Origin of the sequence: Xanthobacter autotrophicus, from assembly GCF_029991245.1 — a bacterium.
In the GTDB taxonomy this organism is placed as follows: domain Bacteria; phylum Pseudomonadota; class Alphaproteobacteria; order Rhizobiales; family Xanthobacteraceae; genus Xanthobacter; species Xanthobacter autotrophicus_C.
Map to the genome: position 1 here is coordinate 1 of NZ_JAIVFO010000139.1, position 11,992 is coordinate 11,992.

12 protein-coding genes and 1 pseudogene are annotated in these 11,992 nt (G+C 69.7%); 1 reads left to right on the forward strand and 12 read right to left on the reverse strand.

From position 1 onward, the window contains the following. Positions 1-14 precede the first annotated feature (14 nt). The 12 genes from surE to K9U41_RS18660 form a co-directional block, all read right to left on the reverse strand. Positions 15-782, reverse strand: a complete 768-nt coding sequence (surE, locus tag K9U41_RS18605; protein ID WP_282642364.1) for a 5'/3'-nucleotidase SurE — start codon at positions 780-782, stop codon at positions 15-17. A gap of 175 nt (positions 783-957) precedes the next feature. Continuing rightward, positions 958-2,361, reverse strand: a complete 1,404-nt coding sequence (gene serS, locus K9U41_RS18610) for a serine--tRNA ligase (RefSeq protein ID WP_282642365.1) — start codon at positions 2,359-2,361, stop codon at positions 958-960. A 218-nt stretch (positions 2,362-2,579) separates the two neighbouring features. Continuing rightward, the gene (gene tatC, locus K9U41_RS18615) at positions 2,580-3,386 is read right to left on the reverse strand and encodes a twin-arginine translocase subunit TatC (RefSeq protein WP_282642366.1); all 807 of its coding nucleotides are present in this window, start codon (positions 3,384-3,386) and stop codon (positions 2,580-2,582) included. Then, on the reverse strand, positions 3,383-3,925 hold the full coding sequence (tatB, locus tag K9U41_RS18620; RefSeq protein ID WP_282642367.1) for a Sec-independent protein translocase protein TatB: 543 nt from the start codon (positions 3,923-3,925) through the stop codon (positions 3,383-3,385). The genes tatC and tatB overlap by 4 nt, the downstream gene beginning before the upstream one ends. Positions 3,926-3,985: 60 nt before the next feature. Then, complete coding sequence (locus K9U41_RS18625) at positions 3,986-4,222, reverse strand: twin-arginine translocase TatA/TatE family subunit (RefSeq protein WP_012116377.1); 237 nt, start codon at positions 4,220-4,222, stop codon at positions 3,986-3,988. Positions 4,223-4,302: 80 nt separating this feature from the next. Then, complete coding sequence (locus K9U41_RS18630; protein WP_282642368.1) at positions 4,303-5,406, reverse strand: ABC transporter ATP-binding protein; 1,104 nt, start codon at positions 5,404-5,406, stop codon at positions 4,303-4,305. 14 nt (positions 5,407-5,420) lie between these two features. Further along, positions 5,421-6,149, reverse strand: a complete 729-nt coding sequence (gene scpB, locus K9U41_RS18635; protein WP_282642369.1) for an SMC-Scp complex subunit ScpB — start codon at positions 6,147-6,149, stop codon at positions 5,421-5,423. Beyond that, positions 6,146-6,994: a segregation and condensation protein A gene (locus K9U41_RS18640; RefSeq protein ID WP_432715826.1), complete on the reverse strand. Its 849-nt coding sequence runs from the start codon at positions 6,992-6,994 to the stop codon at positions 6,146-6,148. Before K9U41_RS18640 ends, scpB begins: the two co-directional genes overlap by 4 nt. Before the next feature lie 2 nt (positions 6,995-6,996). Then, complete coding sequence (gene nagZ, locus K9U41_RS18645) at positions 6,997-8,010, reverse strand: beta-N-acetylhexosaminidase (RefSeq protein WP_282642370.1); 1,014 nt, start codon at positions 8,008-8,010, stop codon at positions 6,997-6,999. Between the two features lie 152 nt (positions 8,011-8,162). Further along, entirely contained in the window at positions 8,163-9,434 is a 1,272-nt protein-coding gene (locus K9U41_RS18650; protein ID WP_282642371.1) for a M23 family metallopeptidase, read from the reverse strand. 169 nt (positions 9,435-9,603) lie between these two features. Then, on the reverse strand, positions 9,604-10,878 hold the full coding sequence (locus tag K9U41_RS18655; protein WP_432715827.1) for an alpha/beta hydrolase: 1,275 nt from the start codon (positions 10,876-10,878) through the stop codon (positions 9,604-9,606). Between the two features lie 104 nt (positions 10,879-10,982). After that, positions 10,983-11,642: a protein-L-isoaspartate(D-aspartate) O-methyltransferase gene (locus tag K9U41_RS18660; protein ID WP_282642373.1), complete on the reverse strand. Its 660-nt coding sequence runs from the start codon at positions 11,640-11,642 to the stop codon at positions 10,983-10,985. 121 nt (positions 11,643-11,763) lie between these two features. Between K9U41_RS18660 and K9U41_RS18665 the strand changes: the two are divergent. After that, positions 11,764-11,992, forward strand: a pseudogene (locus K9U41_RS18665) (ATP-dependent DNA helicase RecG); the annotation flags it as partial.

Genomic DNA, 11,992 nt, shown 5'->3' on the forward strand with positions numbered 1-11,992 from the left:
CCCCTGCCCCGCCCCTACTTGGTGTCGAACAGCAAAGCGAGCCGCGTCATCTGCGGCTCGTCGGTCATGTCGAGGCGCAGGGGGGTGACGGAGATGCGGCCTTCGTCCAGCGCCCGCAGGTCCGAGCCGGGGGAGGTCTCGAAGATGCGGCGCTCGAAGGCGATCCAGTAATAGGAATGGCCGCGCCCGTCGCGGCGCTCGTCGATGCGCATGAGGCGCTGGTCGCGCTTGCCCTGGAAGGTGGCGGCGATGCCGGCGATCTCGTCCGGCGCGCGGTCGGGGAAATTCACGTTCATCACGATGCCGGGGGGAATGCCCTCGCCCAAGAGGGTGCGGATGATCTTGGGGGCGTGGGTCTCGGCGGTGATGTAGTTGGGATTTTCGCGGGTCTTGATGCCGAACGCCTGCGACAAAGCGATGGAGGGGATGCCGAGGATGGTGCCCTCGATGGCCCCGGCCACGGTGCCGGAATAGCTCACGTCCTCGGCGATGTTCTGGCCCCGGTTGACGCCGGAGAGCACCAGGTCCGGCGGATTGTCGGCGAGGATGTGCCGCACCGCCATGATCACGCAGTCCGTGGGCGTGCCCTTCACCGCGAAGCGGCGCTCCTCCACCTGCCGCAGGCGCAGGGGATCGCTGAGCGACAGGGAGTGGGCGACGCCGGACTGGTCGAACTCGGGCGCCACCACCCACACGTCGTCGGTGAAGCTGCGGGCGATGCGGACGCAGGCCTCGAGGCCCGCCGCGTGGATGCCGTCGTCATTGGTGACCAGGATGCGCATGGGACCTTTTCCGCAAAGGTGTGACCCCTCTCCCCTTGCGGGAGAGGGTGGCTCGCAGCAAGGCCGCGAGACGGGTGAGGGGTGTGGGACGGGCCTTTTGCCGGGTCTCTCTGTCGATCACCGGTGCCACCCCTCACCCCAGCCCTCTCCCGCAAGGGGAGAGGGAGCCTATGTCCTACTTCAGCTTCTCGATGGTCTTCAGCCCGCCCATATAGGGCAGCAGTGCATCCGGGACTGTGACGGCGCCGTTTTCCTGCTGGTAGGTCTCCAGCACCGCCACCAGCGCGCGGCCCACCGCCACGCCCGAGCCGTTCAGCGTATGCACGAAGCGCGGGCCCTTCCCTTCGGCGGGCCGATAACGGGCATTCATGCGCCGGGCCTGGAAATCGCCGCACACCGAGCAGGAGGAGATTTCGCGGAACGCCCCCTGCCCCGGCAGCCACACCTCGATGTCGTAGGTCTTCTGCGAGGCGAAGCCCATGTCGCCGGTGCAGAGCGTGACCACGCGATAGTGCAGGTCCAGCTTCTTCAGCACCGCCTCGGCGCAGGCGAGCATGCGCTCGTGCTCCTCGGCCGACTTCTCCGGCGTGGTGATGGAGACCAGCTCCACCTTGGTGAACTGGTGCTGGCGGATCATCCCCCTTGTATCACGCCCCGCCGCACCGGCCTCGGCCCGGAAGCAGGGCGTGCAGGCGGTGAGGCGCAGGGGGAGTTCTTCCTCGGAGAGGATGGACTCGCGGACGAGGTTGGTCAGGGGGACTTCAGCGGTGGGGATGAGCCAGAGGCCTTCAGATGCCAACGTTTCTTTAGCAAGCGCCGTTTCGAGGCGCTCATCATCTCCGCGAAGCGCTACTGCCATGATTTCTTGATTGTCAAGCCAGCGTGTTGCCCAAAACTGATCTTCCCGGAACTTCGGCAGTTGCGCGGTCCCAAACATCGCATCATCCCGCACCAGAAGCGGCGGGTTCACTTCGATGTAGCCATGCTCGCCGGTGTGCACGTCCAGGAAGAACTGCCCCAGCGCGCGCTCCAGCCGGGCGAGCGGCCCCTTGTTCACCACGAAGCGGGCGCCGGAGAGCTTGGCGGCGGTCTCGAAATCCATCTGGCCGAGGGCTTCACCCACCTCGAAATGCTGCTTCGGGGTGAAGGCATAGGAGCGCGCCGCGCCGAAGCGGCTCTTTTCTACATTGTCGTGCTCGTCCGCGCCCTGCGGCACCTCGGCGAGCGGGGCGTTGGGGATGGCGGCGAGTTCGCCGTTCAGCTCCGCCTCGAGGCGCTTGGACTCGGCCTCCAGCGCCGGCACCTTCTCCTTCAGCTCGGCCACCTCGGCCATGAGAGCGGCGGCGGTGCCCTCGTCCTTCTTGGACTTGGCCTGGCCGATCTCCTTGGAGGCGGCATTGCGGCGGGCGAGCAGGGCTTCCAGCTGGGTCAGGGTGGCGCGGCGCTGTTCGTCCAGGCCGCGCAGCTTTGCCACCAGCGCCTCAGCATCCCGCCGCGCCTCGTCGGACCCGCCACCGCGCCGCACCAGCGCGTTGATAAGCCCTTCCGGCTCGTCCCGGATCCATTTGATGTCGTGCATGGCAAGGCTCCGCCGCATGGGCGCAGCGCAGGACCACCCGCTCCACCGTCATGCCCGGCCTTGTGCCGGGCATCCACGTCGGGCCGAGGCCACCAAAGCCCAGGAGGGCTCCCGGCCCATCCGCGTGGATGGCCGGGACACGCCCGGCCATGACGCATCGGGGAGAACCACCGCGCGCCCAAAAATTTCAAAACTCCGGAAAGACCCCGTCGCCGCGTTCAGCTTGCGGCGGCGTCGGCCGCGTCCCGCGCCGCCTCTGCCGCCAGCCGCCGCCTCTCGACGATGCCCACCAGATAGACGGACACCTCGTAGAGAAGCAGCGTCGGCAGGGCAAGGGAGAGCTGGCTGATCACGTCCGGCGGGGTCAGCACGGCCGCCGCGATGAATACGCCGACGATGGCGTAGCGGCGGGCCTTTTTCAGCATGTCCTGCGTCACCACCCCGATCTGCCCGAGCAGGGTCAGGATCACCGGAAGCTGGAAGCAGATGCCGAAGGCGAGGATGAGCGTGGTGATGAGGGACAGATATTCCGACACGCGCGGCAGCAGCGAGATTTCCGCCTTCCCGTCGCCGCCGGTCTGCTGCATGCCCAGGAAGTAGGTCATGGCCAGCGGCATGGCGACGAAATAGACGAACGCAGCGCCAATGAGGAAGCAGATGGGGGTCGCCACCAGATAGGGCCGGAACGCGTTCTTCTCGTGCTTGTAGAGGCCCGGCGCCACGAACATGTAGACCTGCGTCGCCACCACCGGGAACGAGATGAACGCCGCCCCGAACATACCGAGCTTGATCTGGGTGAACAGGAATTCCTGCGGCGCCGTGTAGATGAGCTTGATGCCCGGCGCAAAGCCGGAGGCAAACTCATAGGGCCACAACAGGATGTTGTAGATCTGCTTGGCGAACATGAAGCAGACGAAGAAGGCGATCAGGAACGCGATCAGCGACTTGATGAGCCGCGAGCGCAGTTCGATCAGATGCTCGATGAGCGGGGCCTTGGAGGCGTCGATTTCGTCCTCGTCGCTCATGACGCGCTCTTGGTCTCACCGGCGGCGGGGGCGGAAACGGGTTCGGCGGCAAGGGGGCCAGCGGGCGGAGATCCCGCCTCCACCATCCGGCGGATTTCGTCGCGGATCGCCGCCATGGGATCGGGCACGGCATCAGGCGCCGCCTCGGGGGGAGCGGCAGGCAGCTCCAGCGGCGCCGAAGCGGCGGCTACGGCCGGGGCCTCGGGGGCCGGAATCTCGGGGGTTTTGGCCGGCGGATTGCCGCCCTCCACCGTGGTGCGGATTTCCTCGCGGATGGAGCGCAGCGGGTCGAACATCTCGGAGGTCGCCAGGGTCGAGCGGGCGCTCTCGGTGACGTCGGAGATTTCCTTGCGCATGTCCGCAAGGTCGGCCTCCCGCAGGGCCTCCTGGAACTGGCCCTGGAATTCGCCTGCCATGCGGCGCACCTTGGTGATGGTGCGGCCGACGGTGCGCAGCACCGAAGGCAACTCTTTGGGGCCGATGACGATCAGCGCGACAATGCCGATCAGCATCAGCTCGGACCAGCCGATTTCGAACATGAGCGCCTGAACCCGGCGGACCCGCCGCCGCCCTCCTCAAGGGTTAAAGGGAGCCCGTCGTTAGACGGGCTTCTTCTCGGCCTCGGCGGCGCTCGATGTCTGGTGCGGGAGGGGGCGCGGCGCCTCGGGCGGGGCGGCCGGGGTCTTCGCCGGTTCGTCGTCCTCCGCCAGGCCCTTCTTGAAGGACTTGATGCCCTTCGCCACGTCGCCCATGAGATCGGAGATCTTGCCACGACCGAACAGGAGGAGCACCACGGCCAGCACCACGATCCAGTGCCAGATGCTCAGCGAACCCATTTAACGTCCTCCAAGGAAGCTTTTTGCGCCGCGGCGCGCCTCGCGCGATTTTCGCGCACGGATTTTCTCGGACGGGGACACTAGGCCCCGCCCGCGGCGAAAACAAGGACATCGGCGGGGTCGACCACAAGCCCCACCTCGTCGCCCTTGCGCGCGGCGCCTGCATCCCGCAGGCGGATCAGGAGCGGGCGCTCCAGGCCGTCCACGATCACTTCCACGAGATCGAGTTCGCCAAGAAAGCGCCGCTCCACCACCCGGCCGGCGATGCCGACGCCGGCGGGCGCGAGCGCGATGCCCTGCGGGCGCACCGCCACCACCACCGCGCCCTCGCGCAGTCCCGCGGGGGCCGCGAAGCGGCCCAGCGGGGTATCCACCTGCCCGTCCAGCGCCACCGCCTCCATCTCGTTCAGCTCGCAGAAGAAGCGGGCGACGCCGAGGTCCGCCGGCCGCCGGTACAGCTCCGCCGGCGGGCCGAGCTGCACCAGCTCGCCCTTGCGCAGCAGCGCGATGCGGTCGGCGAGCCGCATGGCCTCTTCCGGATCGTGGGTGACGATGATGGCGGTGGCCCTGGCGTCGCGCAGCACCGCCAGCGTGTCGGCGCGGACCTGGTCCCGCAGCCGCTTGTCGAGGCCGGAGAACGGCTCGTCGAGCAGAAGGATGCCGGGACGCGGCGCCATGGCGCGGGCGAGCGCGATGCGCTGCTGCTGGCCGCCGGAGAGTTCGTGGGGATAGGCGTCGGCGAGATCGGCGAGGTCGACGCGGGCCAGCGCCAGCCGCGCCTCCCGCTCGGCCTCGGCCCGCTTCAGCCCGCCGAGGCCGAACAGCACGTTTTCCAGATTGGTGAGGTGGGGGAACAGCGCATAGTCCTGGAACACCAGCCCCACGCCCCGGCGCTCCGGCGGCACGAAGGCGCCCTGCCCGGCCACCGGCTCGCCGTCGATGAGGATGCGGCCCCGGTCCGGCCGCTCGATGCCGGCGGCGAGGCGCAGCAGCGAGGTCTTGCCGCAGCCCGACTGGCCGAGCAGGCACAGCACCTCCCCCGGCTTCACGGCAAGGCTCACGCCCTTCACGGCGGGCACGCCGCCATAGGCGAGTTCCACGGCATCGAAGGCGAGGCCCTTGGCGATGGCGGCAGGCGTGCGGCTGCGCACGGAATTGGTCTCCACGATGTCGTCGATCAGCACCGGAACTCTTCCTCTCAGGCCTCGTCGGGCGTGTCCGAATCGTCCTCGTCCGGGGGTGGGGAAAGGGTGAAGTCGAGGGCGTCGGGCTCCAGCGCCTCCTCGTCCTCCCTCAGGGAAGGGTCATCGGAGGGCAGCGGCATGGCGAAGCCCGCCGGCAGGCGGCCGTCGATGAGGCCGGCGCCCTTCATCTCGTCGAGCCCCGGCAGGTCCTGCACCGCGTCGAGGCCGAACTGGACCAGGAAGGCCGGCGTGGTGCCGTAGGTCACCGGGCGGCCGGGGGCCTTGCGGCGGCCGCGCAGGCGCACCCATCCCGTCTCCAGCAACACGTCCAGCGTGCCCTTGGAGGTGGAGACGCCACGGATTTCCTCGATCTCCGCCCGCGTCACCGGCTGGTGATAGGCGACGATGGCGAGCACCTCGATGGCGGCGCGCGACAGCTTGCGCGCATCGGGCACCGGGCCGGCCACCACGCGGGCGAGGTCCGGCGCGGTGCCCAGCATCCAGCCACCGGCGACCTTCAGGATGTTGACCCCGCGCCGGGCATAATCGGCTGTCAGCGCCTCCATCAGCGCGCCAAGGTCGGCCTCCTTGGAGAGATGCGGCTTGAGGGCGCGCGCATCCACCGGCCCGGAGGAGGTGAAGAGCAAGGCCTCGATCACGCGCAGGTCACGCGCGAAGGCGGAGGCGCGCTCGTCCTCCGGACGCACGTCGAACAGGTCGATGCGCGGTGCGGGCCGGGTCATGTCTCCTCTCCGGGCGCCGGATGCGGCGCCTCAAGTGGCAAAACGGGCTCGGCCGGGCGCGAGCGCAGCCACAGGGGGGCGAAGGGGGCATCCTGCCGGATGTCCAGCATGCCTTCGCGCACCATCTCGAGGCTGGCCGAAAAGCTCGACGCGAGCGCGGTCGCCCGCTGCTCGGGCTCGGCCATGTAATCTAGCAGGAATCGGTCGAGCCGCATCCATTCGCCCACCGCGTCCGCGCCCAGCAGCCGTTCCAGCCGCGCCCGCGCTTCCGCCAGCGACCAGACCGCGCGGGTCTTGAGCGTCACATGCGACAGAACCTGGGTCTGCCGTTGCCGGGCATAGGCCGACAGGAGATCATAAAGGGTGGCGGTCCAGACGGTATAAAGCGGTTCGCCCGAGGCGGGGGGCACCGCGCGGGCGAACGTGTCACGGCCGAGCTGGGGCCGCGCCATCAGGTCCTGCGCCGCCCTGCGGATGCGCTCCAGGTGCCGCAGGCGCCGGGTGAAGGCGGCGGCCAGTTCCTCCGCGCTCGGCCCATCCCCCTGGGGGGGGGCGGGCAGCAGCAGGCGGGATTTGAGGTAAGCCAGCCAGGCCGCCATGACCAGATAGTCAGCGGCGAGCTCCAGCCGGCCGCGCCGGGCTTCTTCGATGAAGGTGAGATACTGGTCCGCCAGCGCCAGGATGGAGATGCGGGTGAGATCCACCTTCTGGGTGCGGGCGAGGGCGAGCAAAAGGTCCAGGGGACCCTCGAAGCCGTCCACATCCACCATGAAGGCCTCGCCGGACCCGGGCTCGACGCGGTCGGCGCCAGCCTCGAAGGGGTCCGGTGCGGCCTCGCCCGCCATGGTCAGGCGACCTGCCGGATGTGCGCAGCTACCGCTTCGCGCAGCGCCGCCACGTCCACCTCGGCCGGGGTCTGGCGCAAAGCCAGGGCACGGTCCGCCCGCTCCTGCGCCACACCGGAGAGCTGCGGCGACACGCCGGCCACGATGGTCATCTCGTCCAGGCGTCCGTTGCAGTGGAGGAGCAGGTCGCAGCCGGCGGAAAGCGCATCGCGGCCACGGGTCGCCATGTCGCCGGCCAATGCGCCCATGGAGAGGTCGTCGCTCATGAGCAGGCCGGTAAATCCGATGCTGCCCCGGATCACCTCCTCCATCACCTTCGGCGAGGTGGTGGCTGGTCGCTCCGGGTCGATGTCGGCGTAGACCACGTGGGCGGTCATGCCGATGGGCAGGTCGGCCAGCAGGCGGAAGGCGGCGAAGTCCGCCGCCTCCAGCTCGGCGCGGGGGGCGGTGACCACCGGCAGCCGCTCGTGGCTGTCGGCCGGGGCGCGGCCATGGCCGGGAATGTGCTTGAGCACCGGCAGCACGCCGCCTTCCAGCAATCCCACCGCCGCAGCGCGGGCGAGCGCCGCCACCGGCTCCGGCGCGGTGCCATAGGCCCGGTTGCCGATGATGCCGTGGCCGTCGGGATGGCGCAGGTCGGCGCAGGGCAGGCAGTCCACGTCGATGCCGAGGGCGTAGAGGTCGGCGGCGATGGCGCGGGAATTGAGCCGCACCGCCTCCAGCGCCGCCGCGGGGTTGTTCAGGTAGAGCGCGCCGAACGGCTCGGCGGGCGGGTATTCCGGCCAATGGGGCGGCCTCAGGCGCTGCACGCGCCCGCCTTCCTGGTCGATCAGCACCGGCGACTGCCAGCCCACCGCCGCCCGCAAATCCGCAACGAGGGCGCGGACCTGGTCCGGCGTCTCTACGTTGCGCGCGAACAGGATGAAGCCCCACGGCGCGGCATCCGCGAAGAAGGCGCGCTCGTCTTTGGTCAGGTGCGGACCGGCGCAGCCGGCGATGAAGGCGCGGGAGGTCATATGCTGGGCCTATAAGCGGGGGGAAGCGCCGTCAAGCTCGGGAAGGCGCGCCGGCACCACGCCCCTCCCCGTCCGTCCATGCCGGGAACCGGACACCGGACATGAAAACGGCCGGGCAAGCCCGGCCGTCGTCAGGGGAAACTCAGGCCCGCTCAGAGGCCGGCCACATAGCGGCTCGGGTCCACGGCGGTGGAGCCCTTGCGGATCTCGAAGTGCAGTTGCGGCGAGGTGACGTTGCCGCTCTGGCCCGCCTTGGCGATGATCTGGCCGCGCCGCACGGTGTCGCCGCGCTTCACGTTCAGCTCGCTGTTGTGGGCATAGGCGGTGACGTAGCCGTCCGCATGCTTCACCAGCACCAGGTTGCCGTAGCCCTTCAGTTCGTTGCCGGCATAGGCCACCGTGCCATCTTCGGCCGAGCGCACGCCGGTGCCTTCGGGCACGGCGAAGTTCACGCCGTCATTGTGGGCGCCACCCGGCTTGGGGCCGAAGGAGGCGATGACGCGGCCGCGCACCGGGGCGCGGAACTGGGGACCGGAGCCGGAGGCGCGGGGCGCATCGTCGGCATCGGCGACGGGCGAGACCTTGGCGGCGGTTTCCACCTTGGGCTCCGGCGCCGCCGACTTGGCCACCGCCTGCGTCGGGGCCGCCGCGAGCTTGGGCGCGGGCGCAGGCTTGGCGGCTGCAGCCGCCGCCGGAGGCGGCGTCAGGTTCTGGGACAGGACCGGGGCGGTGGTCAGCGGCTTGGCGGCGACGGTCGCCGGCTGGCTGGCCGGTTTGCCCGGCACGGTCAGGGTCTGGGGCGCGGCCGCCACCTGCGGCGGCTTCGCGGCCAACGCCGGCTGGGCTGCGGCCTGGGCGGCATGGGCCTGGGAGGCACCGTTGCCGCCGGGGGGGATGACCAGCGTCTGGCCCGTCCGCACCGTATGGCCCGGAGCGATATTGTTGGCCGCGCCGAGCGCCGCCGGGGTGACGCCATACATGCGGGCAACGGAGGCCAGCGTTTCGCCACCCACCACCACATGGGTTCCCGGCACCGCCGGGCGGGCCGAGGCGGTCACCGGCGCAGCGGCGCCATAACCCGCCGCGCCATAGAGCGGCTGGGTCGCGCCGGAGGAGGCATAGGAGGAAGGCTGGATGCCTGTCCCGCCCTGACCGGGCGGGGGCAGCGCGACGGCATCCACGCGGCCCGACGGCGCGGCGCCGAGGGAGCCGGTGACATCACCGCCGCCTTGCCCGCCCCCTTGCTGGCCCTGATAGCCGCCGCCGTAGCCGGCAGTCGCCTGCTGCTGGGGCGGGGCCGTGAAGCCATCCGTCAGGAACCGGGTCGAGTCCGAACTGCACCCGGCAACCGTACCGGACACAAGCCCGATCAGCGCCAGTCGCGCGAAGACATTACGCCCGTGAGTCTCGCTGGAAATACGCATGTGACCGAACTCGCACGCAACGAAATACATGCGGCAGTTAAGGGTCCCAGGCGTAAACGGCGGCTTAAGTCGGCCCGCCCCGGCGGATGGCCGCCGACGTTTCATCTTACCCGTTGCCCCGAAGCAACACCGGCCGGCCTGCGCCCACCGGCTCCTGCACAACGCCCGATCAGCGCGCGGCCGGGGCGGTCACCGCGTGGGTGCCGCTGGCGGCGGTGTCGGTCACGGAATGGCCGAGCTGTTTCACATGCTGGCCGTACTGGTTGCGGGTGTTCTCATCCAGCACCGCAACCGGCGCCGCGATGACGAGCCCCGCGGCCGTGCCCACGGTGGAGGCGGCGCCCGAGGTCATCTGGATGATGTGTTCGCCCACGCCCACGCGGGAATCCGTCATGGCCTGGCCCTCGGCAAGGCGGGCGCCGATGGCCTGCACCACCTCGGGGCTGGCGGCGAACTTGCCATGGGCGAGGGCGTCGTCGGTCTTCAGCTTGGTGAGGTCGATGACGTTGATGTTGTTGCGCTCGAACTCGGAGCGATAGGGCTCCAGCTCCGGATTGACCGCGCCCACGCGCGGCACGTCGCCCCACACCCGCTTGGAGACCGCCAGCGCCTTGTCGTCCTGCGAGACAAACAAGGTGAAGGCGGGCCGGTTGGGTCCGATCTCGTTGAAGAAGGCGGCGAACACGTCCACGTCCACGTCGGGGGCGGCGAGCATCACATATTTGATCTTGGGCAGGATGCGGCCGTTGCGGATCGCCATCTGCCGCAGCGCTTCCAGCGTCACCACATTGCCCATGGAGTGGGCGAGGATGGAAATCTCGCCCACGTTGGGGTCCTTCGCCATGAAGGTGAGCAGCCGTTCGAGGGCATCGCGCGAGACCGAGGTGCTCTCCCGGTCGTAGCCATAGGCAAGCAGACTGCCGCGCGACGGCCAGGTGAACAGCACCGGCGTCACCGGGGCGTTGGAATCGTGGACGATCTGGGCGAAGCGGAAGACCGCGTCATCGAAGCGCTGGTTGAAGCCGTGGACAAATACCAGCGCCTGCCGGTTCGGCGTGCGGCGGATGCGCGCGTTGAACCACGTGGTGGCCTGCTCCTGGGTCAGCTCGTCAAGCTGGGTGGTGACGAAGTCGGTGGCCGGGTTGCCGGGAACCGACCGCGGCCACTGCACGTCGCCTTCCTTGCGGGCCGGCGGGATGGAGACGGTGACCTCGGCGAAGCTCGACTTGCGCGCGCGCTCGCCGTTGAAGATGTCCGGCCCGTCGGCGCGTTCGCGGACGGTCGCGACCACCATGTTGACGCGGGACGTGCCCGGCACGTCGCCCGGCACCGGGATGAGCACGCCGGCCGGCCGGCCCCCGCAGCCCACAAGGGCGCCGAGCAGGACCGCGCACGCCAGAACCCGCCACACTCGGCGCGACACGACCACCGCCACGTTATTCATCCCCCGCAACGAAACGTAAAGGTTCGATAGCCGACCGGACCCCGGGCGGCAACCGCACCACCACTTAGGACGGGACCAATGGGGCCGCGCCATGGCGCTTTGTGTCAAAGTGTGGCCGCGGCGCCCGGAATGAGTGGCACGAAACGCACCTTCATCAGCTCGGTGCGGGTGCGACCGGACTGCTCCTTCACGTAGCGCACCAGGGTCTGGATCTCTTCCGGCGCGCCCAATGGCATCACGATGACGCCGCCGAACTTGAGCTGGTCGATCAGCGGCAAGGGAATGTCGGGCGCCGCCGCCGTCACCAGGATGCGGTCGAAGGGGGCGCGCGCTGGCATGCCCTGGGTGCCGTCGCCCACATAGGCAGTGACGTTGCGCAGGCCCAGCACCTCGAAGCGCGCCTGCGCCTCCGCCACCAGCGACCGGTAGCGGTCCACCGTCACCACCCGCGCGGCGAGGTGGGAGAGCACGGCGGCGTGGTAGCCTGATCCCGTCCCCACCTCCAGCACCGAATGGTCGGCGGTCAGCGACAGGGCCTCGGTCATGGCGGCGACGAGGCTGGGCTGGGACATGGTCTGGCCGCAGGCGATGGGCAGGGCCACGTCGTCATAGGCGTGCCGGCGCAAGGCGGGGTCCACGAACAGGGGCCGCGGCACCAGCTCCATGGCGCGCAGCACGCCCACGTCGCGAATCCCCCGCTGCCGCAGGCCGAGGATGAAGGCCATGCGTTCCGCCTGTTCGCCTTCGCTCTCGCCGGTGCTCATGCGGGACACTCATCGCTGTGGGTTGAATGTTGATAGATATAGGAGATCGCCTGTGACCTCCAGTTGAAGCAGAGCAGGAGCCGCTTGCGCCGCGCCGGCGAAGAGGACACCTTCCGCCGCCATGCGCCCGGATGCCCTCCTCCCTCTGTTCGCGCCGCTCACCAGCCTGCCCGGCATCGGCCCCAAGCTGGCGCGGCCCTATGGCCGGCTGCTGGGGCGGGAGATGCCGCGCGTCCTCGACCTGCTGTTCCACATGCCGTCCGGCTTCGTGGACCGGCGCGCCCGCCCCACCATCGCCGAGGCCGTCCCCGAGACGGACGTAACGCTGGAAGTGCGGGTGGACTCCCACC

What these genes read in the sequence shown, in the direction of transcription:
- surE (WP_282642364.1), bottom strand. Translation starts at nt 782, where the DNA reads ATGCGCATCCTGGTCACCAATGACGACGGCATCCACGCGGCGGGCCTC.
- serS (WP_282642365.1), bottom strand. Translation starts at nt 2,361, where the DNA reads ATGCACGACATCAAATGGATCCGGGACGAGCCGGAAGGGCTTATCAAC.
- tatC (WP_282642366.1), bottom strand. Translation starts at nt 3,386, where the DNA reads ATGAGCGACGAGGACGAAATCGACGCCTCCAAGGCCCCGCTCATCGAG.
- tatB (WP_282642367.1), bottom strand. Translation starts at nt 3,925, where the DNA reads ATGTTCGAAATCGGCTGGTCCGAGCTGATGCTGATCGGCATTGTCGCG.
- K9U41_RS18625 (WP_012116377.1), bottom strand. Translation starts at nt 4,222, where the DNA reads ATGGGTTCGCTGAGCATCTGGCACTGGATCGTGGTGCTGGCCGTGGTG.
- scpB (WP_282642369.1), bottom strand. Translation starts at nt 6,149, where the DNA reads ATGACCCGGCCCGCACCGCGCATCGACCTGTTCGACGTGCGTCCGGAG.
- K9U41_RS18640 (WP_432715826.1), bottom strand. Translation starts at nt 6,994, where the DNA reads ATGGCGGGCGAGGCCGCACCGGACCCCTTCGAGGCTGGCGCCGACCGC.
- nagZ (WP_282642370.1), bottom strand. Translation starts at nt 8,010, where the DNA reads ATGACCTCCCGCGCCTTCATCGCCGGCTGCGCCGGTCCGCACCTGACC.
- K9U41_RS18650 (WP_282642371.1), bottom strand. Translation starts at nt 9,434, where the DNA reads ATGCGTATTTCCAGCGAGACTCACGGGCGTAATGTCTTCGCGCGACTG.
- K9U41_RS18655 (WP_432715827.1), bottom strand. Translation starts at nt 10,878, where the DNA reads ATGAATAACGTGGCGGTGGTCGTGTCGCGCCGAGTGTGGCGGGTTCTG.
- K9U41_RS18660 (WP_282642373.1), bottom strand. Translation starts at nt 11,642, where the DNA reads ATGAGCACCGGCGAGAGCGAAGGCGAACAGGCGGAACGCATGGCCTTC.